Annotated in this window: 21 protein-coding genes; 15 read left to right on the top strand and 6 right to left on the bottom strand. The window is 65.8% G+C overall.

All coding sequences use genetic code 11. The annotated features are described in order from the left end of the window. Positions 1 to 52 precede the first annotated feature (52 nt). Positions 53 to 688, top strand: a complete 636-nt coding sequence (locus AC5P7A_RS14970; RefSeq protein WP_111206846.1) for a hypothetical protein — start codon at positions 53 to 55, stop codon at positions 686 to 688. Here AC5P7A_RS14970 and AC5P7A_RS14965 read toward each other — a convergent pair. From AC5P7A_RS14965 to msuE, 3 genes are read right to left on the bottom strand one after another with little or no spacing between them, the layout of a single operon-like run. After that, positions 645 to 1,679, bottom strand: a complete 1,035-nt coding sequence (locus AC5P7A_RS14965; protein WP_014647229.1) for a methionine synthase — start codon at positions 1,677 to 1,679, stop codon at positions 645 to 647. The two genes, AC5P7A_RS14970 and AC5P7A_RS14965, sit on opposite strands and share 44 nt — an antisense overlap. A 38-nt stretch (positions 1,680 to 1,717) precedes the next feature. Next, positions 1,718 to 2,695, bottom strand: a complete 978-nt coding sequence (locus AC5P7A_RS14960; RefSeq protein WP_346601068.1) for a DUF1852 domain-containing protein — start codon at positions 2,693 to 2,695, stop codon at positions 1,718 to 1,720. A 56-nt stretch (positions 2,696 to 2,751) separates the two neighbouring features. Continuing rightward, positions 2,752 to 3,336, bottom strand: coding sequence for an FMN reductase (msuE, locus tag AC5P7A_RS14955; protein ID WP_495220277.1), 585 nt, complete (start codon positions 3,334 to 3,336; stop codon positions 2,752 to 2,754). A 176-nt stretch (positions 3,337 to 3,512) separates the two neighbouring features. Between msuE and AC5P7A_RS14950 the strand changes: the two genes are divergently transcribed. Next, complete coding sequence (locus AC5P7A_RS14950) at positions 3,513 to 4,427, top strand: LysR family transcriptional regulator (protein ID WP_014647226.1); 915 nt, start codon at positions 3,513 to 3,515, stop codon at positions 4,425 to 4,427. Continuing rightward, the gene (locus AC5P7A_RS14945) at positions 4,427 to 5,296 is read left to right on the top strand and encodes a methylenetetrahydrofolate reductase (RefSeq protein ID WP_495220276.1); all 870 of its coding nucleotides are present in this window, start codon (positions 4,427 to 4,429) and stop codon (positions 5,294 to 5,296) included. Before AC5P7A_RS14950 ends, AC5P7A_RS14945 begins: the two co-directional genes overlap by 1 nt. A 6-nt stretch (positions 5,297 to 5,302) precedes the next feature. On the opposite strand, the gene AC5P7A_RS14940 is transcribed toward AC5P7A_RS14945, so the two are convergent. Continuing rightward, positions 5,303 to 5,581, bottom strand: coding sequence for a hypothetical protein (locus tag AC5P7A_RS14940; protein WP_481452546.1), 279 nt, complete (start codon positions 5,579 to 5,581; stop codon positions 5,303 to 5,305). A 232-nt stretch (positions 5,582 to 5,813) separates the two neighbouring features. Here AC5P7A_RS14940 and AC5P7A_RS14935 point away from each other — a divergent pair, with 232 nt between their 5' ends. From AC5P7A_RS14935 to AC5P7A_RS14925, 3 genes are all read left to right on the top strand, one after another. Further along, entirely contained in the window at positions 5,814 to 6,341 is a 528-nt protein-coding gene (locus tag AC5P7A_RS14935; protein ID WP_288496180.1) for a DUF6622 family protein, read from the top strand. 129 nt (positions 6,342 to 6,470) lie between these two features. Then, the gene (locus AC5P7A_RS14930; RefSeq protein ID WP_495220275.1) at positions 6,471 to 6,998 is read left to right on the top strand and encodes a hypothetical protein; all 528 of its coding nucleotides are present in this window, start codon (positions 6,471 to 6,473) and stop codon (positions 6,996 to 6,998) included. 10 nt (positions 6,999 to 7,008) lie between these two features. Then, a complete protein-coding gene (locus AC5P7A_RS14925) occupies positions 7,009 to 7,575 on the top strand; it encodes a hypothetical protein (protein ID WP_288496184.1) in 567 nt (188 codons plus the stop codon). Positions 7,576 to 7,588: 13 nt separating this feature from the next. On the opposite strand, the gene AC5P7A_RS14920 is transcribed toward AC5P7A_RS14925, so the two are convergent. Then, positions 7,589 to 8,491, bottom strand: coding sequence for a LysR family transcriptional regulator (locus tag AC5P7A_RS14920; RefSeq protein ID WP_010485668.1), 903 nt, complete (start codon positions 8,489 to 8,491; stop codon positions 7,589 to 7,591). A 109-nt stretch (positions 8,492 to 8,600) separates the two neighbouring features. Between AC5P7A_RS14920 and AC5P7A_RS14915 the strand changes: the two genes are divergently transcribed. From AC5P7A_RS14915 to AC5P7A_RS14895, 5 genes are all read left to right on the top strand, one after another. Continuing rightward, a complete protein-coding gene (locus AC5P7A_RS14915; RefSeq protein WP_049439659.1) occupies positions 8,601 to 9,722 on the top strand; it encodes a 4-oxalomesaconate tautomerase in 1,122 nt (373 codons plus the stop codon). Positions 9,723 to 9,797: 75 nt separating this feature from the next. Further along, entirely contained in the window at positions 9,798 to 10,856 is a 1,059-nt protein-coding gene (locus AC5P7A_RS14910) for an ABC transporter substrate-binding protein (RefSeq protein ID WP_041864185.1), read from the top strand. A gap of 13 nt (positions 10,857 to 10,869) precedes the next feature. Continuing rightward, the gene (locus tag AC5P7A_RS14905; protein ID WP_014647218.1) at positions 10,870 to 11,703 is read left to right on the top strand and encodes an ABC transporter ATP-binding protein; all 834 of its coding nucleotides are present in this window, start codon (positions 10,870 to 10,872) and stop codon (positions 11,701 to 11,703) included. Further along, entirely contained in the window at positions 11,687 to 12,463 is a 777-nt protein-coding gene (locus AC5P7A_RS14900; RefSeq protein WP_005409726.1) for an ABC transporter permease, read from the top strand. Before AC5P7A_RS14905 ends, AC5P7A_RS14900 begins: the two co-directional genes overlap by 17 nt. A 132-nt stretch (positions 12,464 to 12,595) precedes the next feature. Beyond that, entirely contained in the window at positions 12,596 to 14,029 is a 1,434-nt protein-coding gene (locus AC5P7A_RS14895) for an OprO/OprP family phosphate-selective porin (RefSeq protein WP_495220274.1), read from the top strand. Between the two features lie 25 nt (positions 14,030 to 14,054). Here AC5P7A_RS14895 and AC5P7A_RS14890 read toward each other — a convergent pair whose 3' ends face one another. Beyond that, positions 14,055 to 15,302, bottom strand: coding sequence for an arsenic transporter (locus tag AC5P7A_RS14890; RefSeq protein WP_164165598.1), 1,248 nt, complete (start codon positions 15,300 to 15,302; stop codon positions 14,055 to 14,057). Positions 15,303 to 15,595: 293 nt separating this feature from the next. On the opposite strand from AC5P7A_RS14890, the gene AC5P7A_RS14885 reads away from it, so the two are divergent. From AC5P7A_RS14885 to AC5P7A_RS14870, 4 genes are all read left to right on the top strand, one after another. Then, on the top strand, positions 15,596 to 16,777 hold the full coding sequence (locus AC5P7A_RS14885) for a serine hydrolase domain-containing protein (protein WP_495220309.1): 1,182 nt from the start codon (positions 15,596 to 15,598) through the stop codon (positions 16,775 to 16,777). Between the two features lie 106 nt (positions 16,778 to 16,883). Continuing rightward, positions 16,884 to 17,096: a hypothetical protein gene (locus AC5P7A_RS14880; protein ID WP_032957243.1), complete on the top strand. Its 213-nt coding sequence runs from the start codon at positions 16,884 to 16,886 to the stop codon at positions 17,094 to 17,096. Between the two features lie 574 nt (positions 17,097 to 17,670). After that, complete coding sequence (locus tag AC5P7A_RS14875) at positions 17,671 to 20,793, top strand: TonB-dependent receptor (protein WP_495220273.1); 3,123 nt, start codon at positions 17,671 to 17,673, stop codon at positions 20,791 to 20,793. A 130-nt stretch (positions 20,794 to 20,923) separates the two neighbouring features. Next, the gene (locus tag AC5P7A_RS14870) at positions 20,924 to 21,682 is read left to right on the top strand and encodes a SapC family protein (RefSeq protein ID WP_049439668.1); all 759 of its coding nucleotides are present in this window, start codon (positions 20,924 to 20,926) and stop codon (positions 21,680 to 21,682) included. Position 21,683 lies beyond the last annotated feature (1 nt).

The following is a 21,683-nucleotide window of genomic DNA, read 5'->3' as shown; positions in this document are numbered from 1 at the left end:
AGCCCGGCGGTGCGGAGCAGGCGTAGCGGAAGCAAGCGCGCCTTAACGATTCATGGTCTCGAACAAGCGCACGGTGCGGATCTCAGCCGGTGCGACGGGCGCTCGTATCCTTCCCGACATGAGTCCTCCCTTCGATCTTCCAGAGTTCATGACGGTCACCCGGCCCTCCGGCTGGGTACGGAGCGGCGAGCGCTGGGACCTGTGGTGGAACGGGCGCTCGGTGGCCAACATCGTGCCGCATGCCGAACTTGGCTTCCGGGTCTACCTGGATGCACGCAGGATGTCCCAGACCAAGGTGGTGGCCGCCACGAATGTGCGGCAGGCCAGGCGCTACGCCGAGCGCTGGTGTGCTGCGCGGCTCTGCCCACAGCTGCGGCTGCGCGAGGCAGTGGCACGCCTGGTGGACGTAGCGCCGGAAACAGGCGCTGCGCCGTCGCCCGCGCTTTCGCGGGAACAACGGCAGCAGGCCCGCCGCCTGGCCGAGGCCGGGGCGGGGGAGGTGGTACGGATCAAGCAGGCACTGGCGCCGCGACAGCCCGCGATGAAGACCCGACCGGAAGTGCAGGGGCGGGGTGGAGCCTGGTCGATACCCGGCCAGGCTCCGTCAAACCGACATTCGAACAACAATTCCTCCCCAGCCAGGGTTATGCCGAGAGTTCTTCGCGAACGATCCTCGCTCCCGCGCTGAGTGCGCGCAGCTTGCCCCTGGCCACGTCGCGCGCCAGTGGCGCCATGCCACAGTTGGTGCTCGGGTAGAGCTTGTCGGCGTCCACGAACTGCAGCGCCCTGCGCAGGGTGTTGGCCACGTCCTCCGGGGTTTCCACCGTGGTGGAGGCCACGTCGATGGCACCGACCATCACCTTCTTGCCGCGCACCAGCTCGATCAGGTCGATCGGCACATGGGAGTTGTGGCATTCCAGCGAGATGATGTCGAGGCTGGAGGTCTGCAGCTTCGGGAACGACTCCTCGTACTGGCGCCATTCCGAACCCAGCGTCTGCTTCCAGTCGGTGTTGGCCTTGATGCCGTAGCCGTAGCAGATGTGCACCGCCGTCTCGCACTTCAGCCCTTCGATCGCACGCTCCAGGGCGGCCACGCCCCAGTCGTTCACCTCGTCGAAGAACACATTGAAGGCCGGCTCATCGAACTGGATGATGTCAACGCCGGCGGCCTCCAGTTCCTTCGCTTCCTCATTGAGGATCTTCGCGAACTCCCAGGCCAGCTTCTCGCGGCTCCTGTAGTGCGCGTCGTACAGCGTGTCGATCATCGTCATCGGGCCCGGCAGCGCCCACTTGATCGGCTGCGTGGTCTGGCGGCGCAGGAACTTCGCATCCTCCACGAACACCGGCTTCGGGCGGCTCACCGCGCCAACCACGGTCGGCACGCTGGCGTCGTAGCGGTTGCGGATGCGCACGGTTTCGCGCTTCTCGAAGTCGACGCCGCTGAGATGCTCGATGAAGGTGGTGACGAAATGCTGCCGGGTCTGCTCGCCGTCGCTGACGATATCAATGCCGGCGTGCTGCTGTTCCTGCAGGGACAGGCGAAGGGCGTCCTGCTTGCCTTCAAGCAGCGCTTCGTCCTGCAGCTTCCAGGGTGACCAGAGTGTTTCGGGCTCTGCCAGCCAGGAGGGTTTGGGCAGGCTGCCTGCGGTGGAGGTGGGGAGCAGCGTCTTCGTCGGCATTGTGTCGTGTGTCCTGGGGCGGTTGGTAAATCGATGGATCAGCGGGCGGCCCACTGCTCAAGCACGGCGCGGTACGGCTTGATGAAGTGCTCTTCGGTGAACCTGCCCTGCTTGACCGCCAGCTGGCTGCGCTCTTCGCGGTCGTAGACGATGCGGGTGGAGGAGTAGTCCTGGTGCTTCAGGCTGGGCTGGTAGACCTTGCCGGCCACGGAATTGGCGTTGTAGATCTCCGGGCGGTAGATCTTCTGGAAGGCTTCCATGGTGCTGATGGTGCCGATCAGTTCCAGGTTCGAGTAATCGCCCAGCAGGTCGCCCTGGAAGTAGAACGCCAGCGGCGCGACGCTGCCCGGTGGCATGAAATAGCGCACCCGCAGGCCCATCTTGTCGAAGTACTGGTCGGTGGGGGAGCGCTCACCCTGGCGGTACTCCACGCCCAGGATCGGATGATGGTTCTCGGTGCGGTGGTAGGTCCTGCTGCTGGACACACTGATGCAGATGACCGGACCCTTGTTGAAGTTGGCGCGGTAGGCGTCCGACTCCAGGAAGTGCTTGAACAGCTTGCCGTGCAGGTCGCCAAAGCCCTCCGGAATGCCGAAGGTGTCCTTGCCTTCGTTGCTGGCTGGAAGCACGACGCTGAAGTCGTAGTCGCGCACATAGGACGAGAAGTTGTTGCCGACGATGCCTTCGGTGCGCGCGCCGGTCTGCGTATCGACGATGGTCGGCCGCAGCACTTCGATCAACGGGAACGGATCGCTGCCGTCGGCGCCGTCGATGTGCATCTCCACGGTGATGATGTCCAGCTCGACCGCATAGCGGTCCGCATTCGGGTTGTCCCAATGTGCCAGGTCGTTGAAGCGGTTGTTGATCATGCTGATCGTGTTGCGCAGGTTCTCCCGCCGCGACGCGCCACGGGCCAGGTTGGCGAAGTTGGTGGTGATGCGCGTGCCCTCGGCCGGCTGGTAATCCTCGTTGAAGGGGATGTGCGTGATGCTGAAGGTGAAGGTATCGGTCGTCATGGCGGCGTTCCGGGTTGCGGGGTGACATCCAGATGCAGGTCGGCGGCGTCTGGCATTCAAAGCGTTGCGGTGGCCTCTGCGGTAGCGGGAGGCGCGGCGCGATGGGACAGCGCCAGCAGGGGCATCGCCCGCTGCGCGGCCAGTCGCGCACGCTGGATCAGTGCGTCGTTGTTCACGCGGCCCTCGGCGAAATCGCGGTCGGTGGCGTAGACGCCCAGGGGCAGGGTGCGGGCCTGGAAGAAGCTGAAGAGCGGGCGCAGCTGGTGGTCGATCACGAGGGCATGGCGCTCGCTGCCGCCGGTGGCGGCCAGCAGGATCGGGGTGTCGACCAGCGCATCCTGGTCGATGAAGTCGAAGAAGTGCTTGAACAGGCCGGTGTAGGAGCCGCGGTAGACCGGCGTGGCCACCACCAGGACGTCGGCCTGTTCAACCGCAACCAGCTGCCGCTCCACGGCCTCGGGCAGCTGCGAGCGCCACAGCGCACCGGCCAGCTGCGGTGCCAGCTCACCGAGTTCGATCAGCTGCTGTTCGCTGTGGATGTCTTCGCCGATCAGGTCCAGCAGATGCTCGGCCAGGGCGGCGGCCCTGGAGGGGCGTTGCAGTCCGCCGGAAACGGCGACGATACGGAGGGGGCGGGTCATCTGTTCGCTATCAGCGGGGGAGGGGAGCGCCTTCGGGCATCTGCAGGTGCGCAGCCCTGCAGGCCGGCTGGGTCAGCAGGCTGGCAGGCAACCGAAGGCATGACCCGATCCTAGCCATGCCCTTCCATGACGTAAAATGGTATTACTTCACCAATCCATGAATGAGATTCATCGTCATGTTGGAACGGATCCACCTCAGCATCGTGCAGCAGGTCGAACAGCAGGGCTCGCTCACCGCGGCCGCCGGCGTGCTCAACCTGACCCAGTCGGCGCTCAGCCACAGCATGAAAAAGCTGGAGCAGCAGCTGGGCACCGATGTCTGGCTGCGCGAGGGCCGCAGCCTGCGCCTGACCCAGGCCGGGCAGTACCTGCTGGCGGTCGCCAACCGGGTACTGCCGCAGCTGGACCTGGCCGAGGAGCGGTTGGGCCAGTTCGCGCAGGGCGAGCGCGGCGCGCTGCGCATCGGCATGGAATGCCATCCGTGCTACCAGTGGCTGCTGAAGATCGTCTCTCCCTACCTGGCGGCGTGGCCGGACGTGGATGTGGACGTCAAGCAGAAGTTCCAGTTCGGTGGCATCGGCGCATTGTTCGGTTACGAGATCGACCTGCTGGTCACGCCCGATCCACTGCTGAAGCCGGGCCTGAAGTTCATCCCCGTGTTCGATTACGAGCAGGTGCTGGTGGTCGCCAGCAACCACGCCCTGGCCAAGGTGGACCACGTAAAGCCGCGCCAGCTCGGCCAGGAAGTGCTGATCAGCTACCCGGTGCCGTTCGAGCGCCTGGACATCTACAACCAGTTCCTGCTGCCGGCCGGCATCACCCCGCGGCGCCACAAGGCCATCGAAACCACCGACATCATGATGCAGATGGTGGCCAGCGGCCGCGGCGTGGCTGCCATGCCGCGCTGGCTGGTGGAGGAGTACGCCACGCGCATGGACGTGGTGCCCGTACGGCTGGGCGCCAAGGGCATCCCCAAGCAGATCTACCTGGGTGCGCGCGAGGCCGATACCGGTATCGACTACCTGCAGGCCTTCATCGAACTGGCCCGCAACAGCTCGCCGCTTGCCGGCAATGCACGCGAGGCGCGCTGATGCCGGCCGGTACCTCAGCGCACGCGGAATCCTTCATCAACGCCTTTTCACTGGAAGTCAGCGCGAAGGCCATGCCTGCGCTGCGCGCCGAGGCGGATCGGATCCCGCGCGGTACGGTCATCTCCATTCCCTGGCTGGCCAGCGAGGATGACGACGCCCGCCTGGCCGCCGTGCGCACCGTGCGCGCGCTCGGATTCGAGCCGATGCCGCATCTCTCTGCCCGCCGCATCCGGTCAGCCGCATCGCTTGCGCGCTTCCTGGAGCGCGCGGCCGGCGACGCCGGGGTCGCGCGTTGCCTGCTGATCGCGGGCGACCTGGCCACGCCCGCCGGACCGTTTGCCGATAGCGCTTCGATCATCCAGACCGGTGTTCTGGAGCACTCCGGGATCAAGGTCGTTGGTATCGGCGGACACCCGGAAGGGCATCCGGTAATGAGCAGTGACGAACGCTGGCAGGCGCTTGAGCGTAAATGCCAGAGCATCGAAGCGCGCGGCATGGCCCCCTTGATCGTCACCCAGTTCGCCTTCGATGCCGATGCCGTGCTGGCCTGGCTGGATGCACTGCGCGCGCGTGGCATCAGCGTCCCGGTGCTGGTCGGCGTGCCGGGCCCGGCCAGCGTCTCTCGCCTGCTGCGCTACGCCGCGATGTGCGGCGTGGGCGCCAGTGCATCGATGCTGGCCCGGTATGGCATCTCGATCGGCCGGCTGCTCGGCACGGCAGGGCCGGAGGTGTTCGTCGATTGCCTGGTGAAGGGGCTGACCCGCGCCCATGGCCAGGTCAGCCCGCATTTCTTCCCGTTCGGCGGTATTGCGCCGTCGCTGGAGTGGGTGGCGCAGTACCGGCGGCGCATTTCCGGCACCGATGGTTGAATCGCCTCAGCCCGGCAGGTCGCACTTCATCTTTCCGTCCACGTAGTAGGGCTTGGGCACGCTCGGGTTCGGGTTGGTCTTCTCGAAGACCACCTCGAACGAGGCGGTGTCGGCCGAGCCCTTGCGCTCGGTACACGCGTCCTGCAGCTTCTTCTTGACCGCAGTGATGCCGGCATCGCGGTTGGCACCCTCGGCACTGTTGGTCAGATTCACGGTCTCGGCCGAGGCCAGGGGGCTCAGCGCAAGCAGGGCGCCGGTCAGTATCAGGGTGTGCAGCTTCGTCATGGTTTTTACCTGGCAGGTCTCCAATGAGTGCCCCAGCATAGGGCCGGGCCGTCAACAGCATGTGCCCGGCCCGGCCCGCCCCGGCCGGGTCAGGCCAGGGCGTGCTCGCCACGGCGTAACCGGCGATGGCTGACAGCTGTCACTGGCTGCAACCCGGGCGGAAGCGAATAGTGAGCGCCAAGGCGAGGACACCTCGCCACCACTCAGCCACCACTCACCAGGGGGACCGCTCATGAACATGCTCCAGCAACTCGCCTCGCAGACGCCGATCTGGGTCTGGCTGCTCCTGGCCTTCCTGGTCACCCGTGGCATTGCCGCCATGAAGCCGGCCCAGACCTCGCTGCAGAAGCTGGCGATCGTGCCCGGCCTGTTTGCCGTCTGGGGCGCGTGGTCGATCAGCCATCGTTTCGGCGCGTCGCTGATCGCCTGGAGCGAGTGGCTGGCCGGCATCGCCACGGGGGCCGCGCTTGCCTGGCTGCTGTTGAGTCGATTGAAGCTGACGCTGGACCGCAGCACCGGCAAGCTCTGGCGCAGCGCGGACTTCAGCCTGCTGCCGCTGCTGCTGGTCACCTTCCTGGTGAAGTACGGCTTCGAGGTCGCATTTGCGGTGTCGCCGACGCTGACCGCCAGTGCCGGCTTCAGCGCCGCCTACCTGCTGCTGACCGGCGGGTTCACTGGCGTCTTCGTGGGCAAGTACTGTCGCTACCTGGCCTCGCTGCGGATGGATGCGGCGGGGAGGGGACTGGAAACCGCAGGTTGATTGACCTGGTAGTGCCGGTCGCTGGAGGCTCCGCAGGTCATCGGCAATCGAGTTTGGCGTTACCATCGGAGCGGCTGCACCTCCCGTGAGAGCCCGGGATGGATGGAACCATCTGAGCAGGAATCGATAGTGGAAGCGATATATCCGGTCGGCGTTGCAGGGGGAATGCGGATCATCTGGTTTGCCTGGGTATCAGGTGACCATGATCGGGTGATGTCCAGCAATGGAAGGCCTGTATGCGATAGCAGCAAGGAAGGGCTGGAGGGTCAGGTTGCCGCGCGCGGCCGAGTCCTGGACTGGGAAGGAGAGTCCGTCATTGACCTCGACTCGCTGATCTCGTCTGTAGATTCAGGGCGGGAGGTCGACCCCGGGGAGGTCGTGGATGCATGGAATTTCATGACGGACCTCTCCAGGGTGATCGACAACGCCCCCAATCAGCTGTTTCATGCCGAGTTGATGGAGACCTATGACATCTTCTTCTCGCAGTGCGAGGTCGCTCAATCGATTGGTCTGAGATCGATTTCCATTGCAAGGCGCGATCTGGATCGAGCCCTTGTTGTCCTGCGCGATGGAAGGCAAATGGTGCAGGGCATCCAGTTGAACATTGAAAGTCCTATGCCGTCGCCAACCGTCGGGCGCACGCATGAGATCCATTGATCTGTGGACAATGAAACGGAACGCCAGGAAGGCTGGGTTGCGGGTGGTTGGCAACTTTCTGATTGTTTCGTACACGCGCGATGTGATCTCCGGGTTTGCCATGGACCCAGCGCCGTCCTCCATCTATGTATGGACCTTCGCACTTCCGGTCTATGACGACCTGCCACACCTGCATATGTCTCTCGGCCAGAGGGTCGCTTGCCCGGAAGATCCAAAGGGCTTTTTCCGCGGCACGCACGAGGCTCACCTCGCAATGCTCGAAGGAGTGACAACAGCTGCGGACCTTCTGATGTATGTTGAAGAGGCCGGTTTCGAGGGCGATTACTGCCAATGGGTGAAGTACCTGTCCACCATTCGCCTGGGCGATTTCCCGGCCGCAGACGCTGCACTGAAGAATCTGCTCGCACTGCCGGTGTCCAGCGCGATCCGCGGAAGACTGGACAGGATGCTGGAGGCAATCGGGCGAGGTGGCGAATCAGGCGCGCGGCAGCTTCTGCAGGAATGGTCGATGCAGACGGCCCGATTGATAAGTGGCAGCAGCACATTCGCCTGGAGCCAGGACAGCACAAGCGCGTGAACCGCGCGGTTGCTCACGCCTCCCCACGCCACTGGCTCATCAGCATCTGAAGGAATCGCTCTGCGGTGGGCGAGAGCAGGGCACCCCGTCGGCGGACGATGCCGATCGTGCGCGACACCACCGGGTTGCCGATCGCGCGCGTCACCAGGGTGGGGTGATCCCCGTCCGGCGTGGCCATCTTCGGTAGCACCGACACGCCGATGCCGGCCTCGACCATGCCCAGTGACGTCGACAGGTGCGTCACCTCGTAGTGCCAGCTCAACTTGAGGTTCTCGCGCGCCAGCGCGCCGTCCAGCAGCGTGCGGTTACCGCTGGTGCGATGCACGGTGATCAGCTGGTGCTCGGCCAGATCAGCCCATTCCACTTTGCGCTTGCGGGCCAGCGGATGATCGCGCCGGCAGGCGAGGACGAAGGGATCCTCGGCCAGCACGTCGAAGTCGAGATTCGGATCGTTGGCGCCCATGAAGTTGATGCCGAACTCGACTTCACCACGTTCCACTGCCTGCAGACCCTCCGTGGCCGGGATATCCAGAATGCGGAAGCGCACGTTCGGGTGTGCTTCGTGGAAACGCGCCATCACGCTGGGCAGGAAGTAGAACGCCGCCGTCGGCAGGCACGCGATGGTCACGGTGGCGCCGCGGGTGTCCTCCCGGCCGCGCAGCGAGAACAGCGAGCCATCGAATTCCTCCAGCATGCGGCGCACCAGTGGCAGCAGGTTCTCGCCGACAGCGGTGGTACTGACGCTGCGCGTGGTGCGCTCCAGCAGCGGCGAACCCACGGCCTGCTCCAGCTTCTGTATCCGTCGGCTGAGCGCCGGCTGGGAGACGTGCAGGATTTCAGCGGCGCGATGGAAGCTGCGTGTCTCCGATACCAGCAGGAACGCGCGTAGATCCAGGATTTCGCAATTGATGCTCATTGGGTATCAATCATCCAAAAATCAGCAATTCACAGATCAATTAGGGTCATGCCAGTATCGAATCACAGAGGGGTCATTCATCCCCTATACGCATCAATCTAGCACACGTATGTCCAACGATCTGCTCAGCATTCCCTGCGTGCTCATGCGCGGCGGCACCTCCAAGGGCCCGTTCTTCCTGGCCAGCGACCTGCCGGCGGACACCGCCGAACGGGATCGCCTGCTGCTGGAAGTGATGGGCTCGGGCCATCCGTTGCAGATCGACGGCATCGGCGGTGGCAACGCACTGACCAGCAAGGTGGCGATCATCGACCGCTCGAGCCGGGCGGACGCCGACGTGGACTACCTGTTCGCCCAGGTCCGGGTGGAGCAGCAGGTGGTGGATACCTCGCCCAACTGCGGCAACATGCTGGCGGCCGTGGGCCCGTATGCCATCGAGCGTGGGCTGGTGCAGGCGCAGGATCCGCAGACCGAGGTGCGCATCCACAACGTCAACACCGGCAAGCTGATCATCGCCACGGTGGAAACGCCGGGCGGCACTGTGGCCTACCGCGGTGATACGCGCATTGCCGGCGCGCCGGGCGCAGCCGCGCCGGTCAGGCTGTCCTTCCTTGATGCGGCAGGCGCCCGCACCGGCAAGCTGCTGCCCAGCGGGCATGCGCAGGAAACCATCAATGGCGTGCCGGCCAGCCTGGTGGACTGCGCCATGCCGATGATGCTGGTGCGTGCCGAAGACCTGGGCGTGCGCGGTGATGCCTCGCCCGCCGAACTGAACGCGGACGCGGCGTTCATGCGCCGGCTGGAAGCGCTGCGCATCGAGGCGGGCGCCCGCATGGGCATCGCCGACGCCGGCAACAAGGTCATTCCCAAGCCGGTGCTGCTGTCGGCGCCGCAACAGGGCGGCGATCTGCAGGTGCGCTATTTCATGCCGCACCAATGCCACACCGCACTGGCCATTACCGGTGCGGTCGGCCTGGCCACCGCCGCCGTCACGCCGGGCACGCTGGCCCACACTTTGGTCGGATGCCGGTCCGTTCCCGGCAGCATTACCCTCGAACATCCGAGTGGGGCCCTGGAGGTGGGCCTCAGTCGCAGCTCGGGCGATTCGCCGGTGATTGCCAGCGTGGTCCGCACCGCACGCCGCTTGTTCGAGGGGCGCGTGTACGCGACTTCGCCCGCGCCCGCCACGGCCAGTGCCACCCAAGCCCGCCAATGGACGTCAGCGGCATGATCTGAACCCGGACGGGCCTGCGTAGACGCGCATGCCCGCCATTACAACGTAGATGCTTCACTCCTGGGAGGGATGATGTACAAGCAGTTCTTCTTGGCCGCGCTGTGCGCGGCCGGTCTGGCCGCGGCCGGATGCAGCAACAGCGGGCGCAGCGAAGGCGCATCCGCCGGCGGTGGCGACAATGCCCCGGTACGCATCAGCGTCGGCTCCTACAACCTCAACAACCTGCCGTTCTTCATCGCCGACGCCAAGGGGTACTTCAAGGACGTCGGCCTGCAGGTGAAGACCGAGAACTTCGCCCAGGGCGGCTCCAAGGTATTGCAGGCGCTGGTGGCCAATTCCACCGACGTGGCCGTCGGCTTCTACGACCACACCATCCAGATGCAGGCCAAGGGCAAGGACGTGGTGGCCTTCGTACTGCTCTCGCGCAACTCCGGCCTGGTGATGGCCGGCCGCGAGGATGCCACCTTCGATCCGGCGCGCCCGGAGACCATCAAGGGCCAGAAGGTCGGGATCACCGCGCCGGGCTCCTCGTCCGACTTCTTCGTCCGTCACTTCCTCGCCCAGCACGATATTCCGGCCGACAGCATCTCGTTGATCGGCGTCGGCTCGGGCGCCGCAGCGGTGGCCGCGCTCGAGCAGGGCAAGATCGACCTGCTCGTCAACTATGATCCTGCCGCCACCCTGATCACCGAGCGCAAGGTCGGCAGGATCATCCTCGACGCGCGCAGCGACGACGGCGCCCGCCAGGTCTATGGCGGCCTGTACCCGACCTCGGTGATGTACGCCAACCAGAGCTTCCTGGACACGCGACCCGAAGCGGCCGAGAAGATCGCCCGCGCCGAGCAGATGGCCTTGAAGTTCATCGCCGACAACAGTGCTGAAGACATCGTGGCCGCGCTGCCGGACAGCTACGTCTCCGGTGACCGCGCCACCTATGCCCGCGCGGTGGAGAACGCGCGCGCGATCTTCACCCGGGACGGTCACTTCACGCCTGCCGATCTGGAAACACCGCTGAAGGTGCTGCGTGAGTTCAACACGGATGTCGCCAAGGCCGATATCGATCTGTCCCGGACCTATACCAATGCCTTCGTCGAGCGTGCCAACGCTGCGGCGCCGGCTGCCCAACCGTAAGCGGAGGTAAACCATGGCCCTCAATGCCACCGTGCGCCAGTTCAATGGCGCGCCGCAGCTGGAGCCTGCACAGACCATGGTCGCCATCAACAAGGTGACCATGTCCTTCGGCGAATTCACCGCCGTACGCGATGTCGACATCCAGGTGGGTGACGGCGAGTTCCTTGCCATCGTCGGACCCACCGGCTGCGGCAAGAGCACCATCCTCAATTCCGTGGCGGGCCTGCTGAAGCCGTCGTCGGGCCAGGTCAGCATCGATGGCCGTGCCGTCAGCGGCGTGCAGGAGTCGGTCGGCTACCTGTTCCAGCAGGACGCGCTGCTGCCGTGGAAGACCGCGTACCAGAATGTTGAACTCGGCCTGCGCTTCCGCGGTGTGCCCGAGGCCGAACGCAAGGCCAAGGCCAACGCGTGGCTGGCCAAGGTCGGCCTGGCCGGCTTCGAGCATCGCTACCCGCACCAGCTGTCCGGTGGCCAGCGCAAGCGCGTGCAGATGGCCCAGGCGTTGATCGTCGAGCCGAAGGTGATCCTGATGGATGAGCCGTTCTCGGCGCTGGACATCCATACCCGCCACCTCATGCAGAACGAGCTGCTGCGGTTGTGGCAGGAAGACCGGCGCTCGGTGATCCTGATCACCCACGATCTGGAAGAAGCGATCGCCCTGGGCGACCGCGTGGTGGTGCTGTCCTCCGGCCCGGCCAGCCGCGTGGTGCGCAGTTTCGATGTGGATCTGGAACGGCCGAGGAACGTGGCCGAAATCAAGCTGGATGACCGTTTCACCGACCTGTACCGCGACATCTGGGCCTGCCTGCGCGGCGAAGTGGAGAAGAGCTATGCACGCCAAGACTGACAAGTTCATCCAGCTCGCGCTGGTGGTCGCCGTGTTCGGTGGCTGGGAAGGCGGCATCGCGCTGGGCGTGATCGATCCGTTCTTCTTCCCATCGCCAACCGCCATCGTGCAGCAGGCCTGGACCTGGCTGTCCGATACGTCGTTCTATCAGCATGTCTACATCACGCTGACCGAAACCGCGCTGGGCTACATCATCGGCACCGGCCTGGGTGTGGCCGGCGGCGTCTGGCTCGGCCTGAGCCGCCGCTCGGCACGCATCCTCGATCCCTTCATCAAGGGCTTCAACGCGATTCCACGCGTGGTGCTGGCGCCGATTTTCGTGCTGTGGCTGGGCCTGGGGCTGTGGTCGAAGGTGGCGCTGGCGGTCACGCTGGTGTTCTTCACCACATTCTTCAATGCCATGCAGGGCGTGCGCGAGGTGAATCCGGTGGTGCTGGCCAATGCCCGCATCCTGGGGGCGAGCCGCAGTGACCTGCTGCGCCATGTCTACTTCCCCGCAGCGGCGAGCTGGATCCTGTCTTCGCTGCGTACTTCGGTCGGCTTTGCCGTGGTCGGTGCGATCATCGGCGAATACCTCGGCGCCTCGGCGGGCCTGGGCTACCTGATCGCGCAGGCAGAAGGCAACTTCAACGCTGTGGGCGTGTTCGCCGGCATCATCATCCTGGCCGCCTTCGTGCTGGTCATCGACGCGCTGCTGGACGTGGTCGAGAACAAGCTGATCACCTGGCGTCCCAACGCCCAGGCACAGGCCACCAGCTGACCCGGACGGGCTGAGCCCGCCTGCCGCGCCGCCGGGCCGATCCGGCGGCGCGCGCTTCCTTCCCCGATCTTCCCCCGCACCACCGCAACGGGCCAGCGCCAGGCCAGGGGGCCGGCTGGCCGGAGAGAGCCCATGAACCATTCCAACGTGCTGCCGCTGGCAGCGCTGTCGGTCGCGCTCGGCCTGCTGTTGGCCAGTGGCCATGCCGACGCACAGTCCACGTCGTCGCTGCCCGCGCCGCTGAGCCAGGCCGAGCTGTCACGCCTGGTGCAGCAGCAGGCACTGCAGATCCAGCAACTGGAAGCACGCCTCCGCGCCGTCGAGGGCGGGCAGGGCAGTGCGAGGGCACCGTCAACGCCGCTCGCGCCTGCGCTGGAAACGCGGGTGGCCGCACTGGAAACCAGCCAGTCCAGGCTGCCGAAGGTCTCCTGGGCCAAGGGTGCACCGGAGTTCAGCAGTACCGACGGCACGACGGTGTTCCGCCCCCGTGGCCGCCTGTTCGTCGATGCCTCGAGCACCGACGGTTCGGCGGTCGCCGACCGCAACGTTTCGGGTACCGAGATCCGTTCGGTGCGCCTGGGGGCCGAGGGGCGCTACGGCACCCTGGGCTGGGTCGTGGAGGGCGACTTCGCCGACAACGCGGTGGCGTGGAAGTCGGTCTACGCCACGCTGGACCACACGCTGTTCGGCCTGCCGGCCGATCTCACGATCGGCAACCGCTTGAACGATCGCGGTATCGATGGCTCAAGCAGCACCTCCAACACGCCGTTCCAGGAACGCAACGTGGTCGGCACGCTGCTGCTGCCGCAGCGCGGCCTGTTTGGTGTCGGGCTCACCGAGCGGGTGCATGGAAGGGGCTGGCATGCCAGCCTGTCGGTGGCCGGCAACGACCTCAACAACGCCGGCACCGACAACGACAGCCAGACCTGGGCCACCCGCGTCCACTGGAATCCGCTGGACACCGCCGACGCCACGGTGCATCTGGGCGCATGGGCCTTCCACGAGAAGATTCCCGCCGGGGCCAGCGGCGTGGTGCGCAGTTCAGCCATCGCGGGGCATTTCAACGATCTGGTCAGGATCACACCGGGCACGCTGGTGGGCGCCGAGCGCAGCACCGCCTACGGCGCGGAACTGGCCGGCTTCTTCGGCCCGGCGTGGGCAACCGGCGAGTGGGGTACGCGAAGCCTGCGCGGGGCCGATGCCAGCGGGCGCTATGATCGCGACCACGAAGCGTGGGCGATCTCGGCCGGCTGGTTCCTGGCGGGCGCGCTGCCGTCCTACTCGGGCAAGGCCGGGACGTGGGGCAAGGTGAAGGTGGCCGATCCGGTGACGCGCGGCGGCAGCGGTGCGTGGGAGCTGAAGGGCCGCTATGAGGACGTGGACTATGCCGAACTGCCCAGTGGTGGTACCGGTCACGCGTGGACACTGGGCGCGAACTGGTACCTCAACGATTTCAGCCGGGTGATGTTCGAAGCCGTGCGTTGGCAGACCCGCCACCGCAGCGGCAGTGCTGCGGGCAGGGATGAAGGCACCACCTTCAATACCCGTCTGCAGCTGGTCTTCTAGGGCCGGGCCGCCGCCTGCATTCTGGTCACAGCAGCAACAACGCAGCGATGAGTGCAGGCGGCATCACCAGCGCGCCGACGCGCAGGAAGTCGAGCGCGCTGACATGCTCGCCCTCGCGGCGCAGCGCCACCAGCCACAGCATCGTGGCCAGCGAGCCGGTCACCGACAGGTTCGGGCCCAGGTCCACGCCGACCAGCAGTGCGGCACGGGTCTGTGCGGGCAGTTCAGCCATCTGGCCCAGCGAACCGGCGGCCAGGCCGACCGGCAGATTGTTGGCTACGTTGCTCAGCAGTGCAGCGGCGCCACCGGCCAGCCAGCTGGCCTGGTGGGGAGAAGCCTGCGCCATGGCCTGCAGCGCGCTTGCCGCAGTCTGGATGACGCCGGTCTGCGCCACCGCCTCCACCAGCACGAACAGACCGGCCACCAGCGGCAGCACGCCCCAGGCGACATGCCGCAGCAGCGGCAGCGGGCTATGGCGCTGGCGTATCACCACGACCGCCACGCTCAGCGCGCCGGCGCAGAACGTGGCCAGGCCCAGCGGTCCGTTCAGCGCGGACGTCACCAGCAGTACGCTGCCGGTGAACAGCACGCCCAATGCACTCAGTCGGCCACCCTCGGTCAGCGGGCGATGTTCCGGTGCGGCGACCAGCGGCTGCGCGATTTCGCGCCGGTGTACCCAGCGCAGCACCAGGTAGGTGGCACCGATCGCCGCCGCCGACGGCAGCGCGAACTGCGCCAGCCACTGCAGCAGTGGCGGCATGTGCTGGCCGTACACCACCAGGTTGGCCGGGTTGGAGATGGGCAGCACGAAGCTGGCCGCATTGGCAATGAAGGCGCAGACGAACAGGTAGGGCAGGGGATTGGCGCGCGCCGCCTTGCAGGCCGCGTAGACCGCCGGTGTCAGCACCACGGCCGTTGCATCGTTGGACAGGAACACCGTCACCAGCGTGCCGACCAGGAACACCAGGTCGAACAGGCGTCGCCCCGATCCGCCCGCATGCCGCACCGCGTACAACGCCAGCCAATCGAACAGGCCTTCGCGCCGCGCCAGTTCGGCCAGCACCATCATGCCGACCAGGAACAGGTAGACGTCGCGGCCTTCGGCTACCGCGCCCCATGCGGTCTGCAGCGATACCGCGCCCAGCAGCGGCAACAGGGCGGCAGCACCCAGCGCCCACACATACTCGGGGATGCGGAAGGGACGGAACAGCAGGCCGATGGTGGCAACGGCGACCGCTGCCCAGATCACGAGGGGGGAATGGGGGGCAAGCATGGAGTGGGGGCTTCAGCGGCACCGGCAGCGACCCCGGCGCAGGTGCTCCTGGCGCACGCGATCAGCGGATGGGCGGCCGCTGCAATCATCGCAGGTTCCGGGATCGCCGCATCATACCGTGCGCACTGGCATGGCGACTGCTGGGGGGCCGGGCGGGTTAGTGACGAACCCGGCGTCCAGTGCGGATGGGCAATCAAGCGCGGTATGACTTCAGGCACTGCAGTTTGACTACATGTGTAGTCAAACTGCGGGCACACTCACTGGAAGAGAACGCAATGCCAACGTCCTGCTGGTTGTCCTGCGCCCTGGCCCTCGTGATCGGCATCGCGGGGCCCACCCATGCGACGCCGCGTGCCGACGCCCTCGCCACGATCGAGCGCAACGCGCGTGCTTCGCATACCGATGCGGTGCTCGTGATGCACGACCGGGACACGCTGCTTGAGCTGAAGCCCGCCCCAGCGCAGGAATCCGTGCACCTGATGTCGGCAACCAAGTCCGTCGTCGCGCTGGGCATTGCGTTGCTGCTGGACGAAGGAAAGCTGGCTTCGATCGACGTACCGGTCAGCCAGATCTATCCGGAATGGAAACAGGGCAGGAAGAGCCGCATCACCGTGCGCATGCTGCTGGACCACACCTCCGGCCTGCAGAACGTGGCCAACGCGGGCGCCGAACTGGAAGGGGCCCCGGACCTGGTCAAACTGGCACTGGCAGCCGAGCTGAGTGACGACCCGGGCGCCGTGTTTTCCTACAACAACAAGGCCACCAACCTGCTGCCCGGCATTGTCGAGCGCCTGGCGGGCGAGCCGCTGGATGCCTACCTGGATGCGCGCCTGTTCAAGCCGCTGGGCATTGCCCACCACACCTGGATGAAGGATGAGGCAGGCACTCCGCTGGGAATGGCGGGCCTGTCCCTGCGTGCCGCCGATCTTGCCGCCATCGGGCAACTGTTGCTGGATGGAGGCGTGGCGCCGGATGGCAAACGACTGTTGAGTGAACGGTCAGTGGCATTGATCACTGCTGAAAGTGCCCGTTCGCCTGAGGTGGGCCTGTTGTGGTGGCGGATACCAGCGTGGGAACGCTATCAGCTCAAACCCCGGCTGGATGACCTGCTGGCCGGGCACGGCGTTGACGATGACGTGCGCCGCGCCGTGCAGGCCAGCGCGGGGCGCACGTTCGACAGCCGGGGGCAGTTGATCGCATTCCTCACCGAACGGTTGGGTGCGGACGGGCCGCAGGGTTACGCCAGCCAGATCGCCGCGCGCGGCCTGAAGCTCGCCGATCTCTACGACATCACACGGGGACCGGTCGTCGGCTTTGCCGCCAACGGCTACCTGGGCCAATACCTGATGATCGTTCCGGAACAACGCGTCGTCGCAGTGCGCCTGATCCATCGGCGCGAGAGCCACCACGCCCCACAGGACGACTACGCGTCCTTCTTCGCCGATGTCCTGCAATTGGCGCGGGCACTGCAGTAGGTGCTGCCATCATCATGTCCACGCGCTCTGAACAACTTCCTGGAGCCTTCTTCACTGTCGTGCCGCCTAAGGTGGGATGACCCCTTGGCCGCCGGGATACTGAAGCATGTTTGATTACCAGGACTGGACCTTCCACGCCAATGGGCGCACGGTGGTGGCGCGCGTGGCGCTGGACGGCGACGGGGGCGGCACCATCAACCGATACCAGCTGATGCCCGGGCCGGCGCAGTCGGGGCTGTGCATCAAGGTCGCCTCCCAGGACGAGGCCGCGCAGAAACTGGAGGTCGAAGTGATGAAGCTGCTGGGACCGGAGTGGTAGCCCCTGCGTAGCGCCACGGTGAGCGGCTCATCTGCTCCGTCCACGATCACGGCGTTGGCCGCGAAAACGGCGGAGCCGGACGGAACGAGTACGGCGAGCCGACTGCGGCGGCGATGCGCTGGAGAGCGTTCACGGTGCGTTCCTTTCTGGATGACCCGCAGGCGCGGGCATCTTTCCTGCGGCGGGTGAGCGGTGACCGGATGCAGCGGCAGCCCGGTCATCAGTAGCGGGGTGATTCCAGCGCCGCTACGCGCGCTGCCGATTTGCTGCGCTGCATGGTGACAAGCGCGAACCCGGGTGATTACTCTCCGCTGCAACGCGATGGTAGCGCTACCAGTCGGACGGGGATCCAGGGTCCAGGGGCTGCCTTCTTTGCCGCGTGTTTGTCCTGGCAGGCTTGAAAAGCAAGTGTAAGTCGCGGCGTGCTCCAGCAGCCGTGCTGTTCGGTTTGGAATGCGGGCCACGCCCGTGCGTGCCCCTGGGAGGGGGCGGTACATCCATTCGATCGTATGTCAGAGGGGACTTTCATGAGCACTTGCAGTTTCCGTGGCACCCCGGGCCCGAGGTCCGGTTCATGAGCCGCGCGTTGGCGAAGTTCCGGTCCCGGGCCATGTTCACCTTCGTGGGTGGCGCCCTGGTCATCAATCCTGCGTTTGCGCAGGACGCAGCACCGGCGACCGGGCAGCCGCAGAGCCAGCAGCCCACCCAGCTCGATGCAGTGCAGGTCACGGGCATACGCAACAGCCTGAGCCAGGCCATGGACATCAAGCGCGACTCGGCGGGCGTGGTCGACGCGATCAGCGCCGAGGACATCGGCAAGTTCCCCGATACCAATCTTGCCGAGTCGTTGCAGCGCATCACCGGCATCTCCATCGAGCGCCGTGACGGCGAGGGCGCGCAGGTGACCGCGCGTGGCTTTGGTCCGCAGTTCAACATGGTCACGCTCAATGGTCGCCAGATGCCCGGCGCCGATGCATTCGGTGCCTCCGGGCAGGTGGCCATCGGCGGTGTCGACGGCGGCACTCGCGCCTTCAATTTCGCGCAGCTGGCCGCCGAGGCCATCAATGGCATCGAGGTCTACAAGACCAGCCAGGCGCAGGTGCCCAGCGGTGGCATCGGCGCGACGATCAACATCCTGACCTCGCGCCCGCTCGACCACGCCGGCATCGTGGCCAATGCCGGGGCAAAGCTGGTCTCCGACCAGAGCCAGCCGTTCGACAACGACCTGACGCCGGAGCTGTCGGGCATCTTCAGTTACAGCAATCCGGAAAAGACCTTTGGCGTCAGCCTCAGCGCGAGCCAGCAGAAGCGCAAGGGCGGCTCGGTGCAGGCCACGGAGAACTACTGGAACGTGCAGCCCTGGACGGGGTCGATGCCGGGCAACCCGACCGTGGTGAACGCCCCGGCCGTCGGCCAGCTCTATGCGCGGCCCAACGACCTGCGCTACGCGTTCTCCGAATTCGAGCGCGAGCGAGTCAATGGCCAGGCCGTGCTGCAGTTCGCACCGACGGACAGCCTGACCCTGACGATGGATTACACCTACTCGACCAACGAGATCACCGAGAATCGTGGCGAGCAGGGCATGTGGCTGCAGAACAGCAACTACACCAATGTCCAGTTCGACACCTCCGGTGCGGTCGCCACCCCGGTCTACATCCGCGAGATCGCCGGCACCAAGGACTTCGGGCTGGAACAGCAGCGCAGCATGCAGGAGTACAAGCTGGGCTCGCTGGGCTTCAACGCGGTCTGGAATGTCAGCGACCGTTTCAAGCTCAGCTTCGATGCGCACAATTCGAAGAATGAAAGCCGCCCCAATGACCCACTGACCGGCGGCGGCTCCATCTTCATGAGCATTGCCGGCACCAACAACTGCACCCGTGGCCCGCATTGCGGTGGCTCCTGGGTACAGGAGTTGAACTTCAACAATGGCCTGCCGGTCGGCACCCAGGTCTGGTATCCCAGTACTGCCGATGCGATCGCCGGGACCAATGGCGTGGTCAACCCGGGCTTCCAGGAAGGCGAGATCGGCACCCAGGTGCTGCGCGTCAACGCGCAGACCCAGATCAGCAAGATCAAGCAGGCGCGTGTCGACGGCGAATGGAACTTCGACCACGGCCGCTTCCAGTTCGGCGTGGATACGAACAAGTCCACCACCCACCGCATCCAGGCCGCCGAGGCCTATTCGACACTGGGCGACTGGGGCGTGGCCAACGTGGACCGGGATACCGCCGCCGGCCTGATGGACCTGCTGCAGCCGGTCAGCATCGTCGGCCTGTTCGATGACTACAGTGCCAACAGCTGGCCGGCCTGGCGCGGCAATGCCGGGCAGCTCGCGCAATGGGCGTCGCGCGAGTACGGCGTCGGCCTGGGCGTGGATCCGCAACGCGCAGCCGACAACTTCGTGGAAGAGAAGACCAAGGCGGCGTACTTCCAGGTGGAGCTGGACGGGGAGCTGGGCGGCATGCCCACCAATACCCGCCTGGGCGTGCGCTATGAAACCACCGACGTGGTGTCGACCTCGGTCATTGCCGTTCCCGAGTCCATCGAGTGGCAGGCCAACAACGATTTCCGCATCGTGCTGTCCGATGAGCAGCAGCCCTTCACCGAGAAGGCCAGGTACAGCTACATCCTGCCCAACCTTGATTTCAGCATCGACCTCACCGAGGAACTGAAGGGTCGCGTTTCGTTCGGCAAGAGCATTGCCCGAGCGCCGTACGGCAACCTGTATGCAGGGCCCGGTGCCCAGCAGCCGTTCGGCTCGGTGCTGATCGATCCCTCGTCGCGCGCCAGCGGCAATTCGCAGAACCCGAGCTTGAAGCCGCTGGAATCGGACAACCTCGACCTGGGGCTGGAGTGGTACTTCGCCGACGCCAGCTATGTGTCATTGACCTACTGGAACAAGTCGGTCAGCAACTTCATCGGCAACACGGTCGTCCAGGAAAGCCTGTACAGCCTCACCGACCCGACCTCCGGGCCGGATGCGCGGGCGGCGTTGGACTTCCTGACCAGCGGCGCCTGCGTGGCCCAGGTCGGGCCGGCCAATGCGGCCGCCTGCTCAGCCAACGACACCTCGCTGTTCACCGCACTGGCGCTGCTGCGCAACAATCCAGCTGGCCTGGGCGCCTACAACGGCACCGATGCGCAGGTACTGGCCACCGAAGCGGCCTACGATCTGTATGGGCAGGCCAACGACCCGCTGTACCAGTTCAACGTCAATCGCCCGATCAACCAGAACAAGTCCAAGCTGCATGGCTGGGAACTGGGCGGCCAGTACTTCTTCGGTGACACCGGCTTCGGCGTGCTGGCCAACTACACCGTGGTCAAAGGTGATGTCGGCTACAACAATGGCGGCGATCCGGGTATCGACCAGTTCTCGCTCACCGGCCTGAGCGACACTGCCAACGCCATGCTGATGTACGAGAAGTACGGGTGGTCGGTGCGCCTGGCATGGAACTGGCGCGACCAGTACCTGATCCTGGCCAACCAGGGCTCCAGCCGCAATCCGTACTACGTGGAGCCGTACGAGCAGTGGGATCTCAGCGTCAACTACGCGCTGGATGACCACTGGTCCTTCAGCCTGGAGGCGATCAACCTGACCGGCGAGGATGTGCGGTGGCGCTCGCGCACCTCGCAGATGATCGTCAAGCTGGCCGACCAGAGCCCGCGCTACATGCTGGGCGTCCGCTACAAGTTCTGAGCCTGGTTGCCGATGCGTCCGGCACGGTACCGCTGCCCGCCAGCGGTGCCGTGCCGGGACGGTGTCGCCGCACCTGCCGCGCCTGCGCTACCCTGCTGGCCAGCCACCCCGCACTGGACTGGATACCTCGATGGCCCGCTATGAAATGCTCAACAACATCGCGCATCGGGACCTGAAGGTCGCCATCGGATTCGGGCCGCAGTTCGGCGATGCGGTGGGCATGGTGCCGGCCTATCCCAGCGAGTTCGCCGAACTGCAGCGCGAGTATCCGATCTTCCTGCGCCGGGAGGCCGGGACCGGGGCGTGGCAGTCCGTGGCCCTGCTGGGTTTCGAGCAGCACGAGAACCTGTACCTGCAGGACGGACGCTGGAATGCCTCCTACCTGCCCGGCGCGGCCGCAAAAGGGCCGTTCCTGATCGGCTTCCAGGAGCACTACGTGGACGGCCTGCTCACCCAGGACGCGGTGATGCACGTCGACCTGGACCATCCGCGTGTCACCTCCGGCGCCGGTGAGCCGGTGTTCCTGCCGCAGGGTGGAAACACGCCTTACCTGGACCACATCGCTGGCGTGCTGCGCGGCATCCACGAGGGCAGTGCCTTCGCGGCCGGCATGTTCACGATGCTCGACGACTGTGGCCTCATCCAGCCGGTCACGCTTGATGTGCAGCTCGCGCCGCATCACCGCGTGGGCGTGAGCGGATTGCACGGCATCGACCGCGAGCGACTGGCGGCGCTGGACAGTTCACGCCTGGCGGCGTTGAACCGCGCCGGTTACCTGGAAGGTGCGTACCTGATGCTTGCGTCGCTGCATAACATGCGCCGCCTGATCGCCGAGAAGCAGCGCCGTCTCCGCGTCCAGGACGGCACCGCGCAGGCGGTCAGGAACTGAC

The sequence above is a fragment of the Stenotrophomonas sp. YJH_SMC_65 genome (assembly GCF_059369475.1).
The sequence above is the reverse complement of the archived record's forward strand: the minus strand, read 5'-3'. Positions and strand labels throughout refer to the sequence as shown.

Bases quoted from the DNA above. Each gene is read 5' to 3' on its own strand.
- AC5P7A_RS14965 (WP_014647229.1), bottom strand. From the start codon at position 1,679: ATGCCGACGAAGACGCTGCTCCCCACCTCCACCGCAGGCAGCCTGCCC.
- AC5P7A_RS14895 (WP_495220274.1), top strand. From the start codon at position 12,596: ATGAACCATTCCAACGTGCTGCCGCTGGCAGCGCTGTCGGTCGCGCTC.
- AC5P7A_RS14945 (WP_495220276.1), top strand. From the start codon at position 4,427: ATGCCGGCCGGTACCTCAGCGCACGCGGAATCCTTCATCAACGCCTTT.
- AC5P7A_RS14925 (WP_288496184.1), top strand. From the start codon at position 7,009: ATGAAACGGAACGCCAGGAAGGCTGGGTTGCGGGTGGTTGGCAACTTT.
- AC5P7A_RS14950 (WP_014647226.1), top strand. From the start codon at position 3,513: ATGTTGGAACGGATCCACCTCAGCATCGTGCAGCAGGTCGAACAGCAG.
- AC5P7A_RS14915 (WP_049439659.1), top strand. From the start codon at position 8,601: ATGTCCAACGATCTGCTCAGCATTCCCTGCGTGCTCATGCGCGGCGGC.
- AC5P7A_RS14940 (WP_481452546.1), bottom strand. From the start codon at position 5,581: ATGACGAAGCTGCACACCCTGATACTGACCGGCGCCCTGCTTGCGCTG.
- AC5P7A_RS14935 (WP_288496180.1), top strand. From the start codon at position 5,814: ATGAACATGCTCCAGCAACTCGCCTCGCAGACGCCGATCTGGGTCTGG.
- AC5P7A_RS14910 (WP_041864185.1), top strand. From the start codon at position 9,798: ATGTACAAGCAGTTCTTCTTGGCCGCGCTGTGCGCGGCCGGTCTGGCC.
- AC5P7A_RS14890 (WP_164165598.1), bottom strand. From the start codon at position 15,302: ATGCTTGCCCCCCATTCCCCCCTCGTGATCTGGGCAGCGGTCGCCGTT.
- AC5P7A_RS14880 (WP_032957243.1), top strand. From the start codon at position 16,884: ATGTTTGATTACCAGGACTGGACCTTCCACGCCAATGGGCGCACGGTG.
- AC5P7A_RS14875 (WP_495220273.1), top strand. From the start codon at position 17,671: ATGAGCCGCGCGTTGGCGAAGTTCCGGTCCCGGGCCATGTTCACCTTC.
- AC5P7A_RS14900 (WP_005409726.1), top strand. From the start codon at position 11,687: ATGCACGCCAAGACTGACAAGTTCATCCAGCTCGCGCTGGTGGTCGCC.
- AC5P7A_RS14970 (WP_111206846.1), top strand. From the start codon at position 53: ATGGTCTCGAACAAGCGCACGGTGCGGATCTCAGCCGGTGCGACGGGC.
- AC5P7A_RS14960 (WP_346601068.1), bottom strand. From the start codon at position 2,695: ATGACGACCGATACCTTCACCTTCAGCATCACGCACATCCCCTTCAAC.
- AC5P7A_RS14920 (WP_010485668.1), bottom strand. From the start codon at position 8,491: ATGAGCATCAATTGCGAAATCCTGGATCTACGCGCGTTCCTGCTGGTA.
- AC5P7A_RS14905 (WP_014647218.1), top strand. From the start codon at position 10,870: ATGGCCCTCAATGCCACCGTGCGCCAGTTCAATGGCGCGCCGCAGCTG.
- msuE (WP_495220277.1), bottom strand. From the start codon at position 3,336: ATGACCCGCCCCCTCCGTATCGTCGCCGTTTCCGGCGGACTGCAACGC.
- AC5P7A_RS14870 (WP_049439668.1), top strand. From the start codon at position 20,924: ATGGCCCGCTATGAAATGCTCAACAACATCGCGCATCGGGACCTGAAG.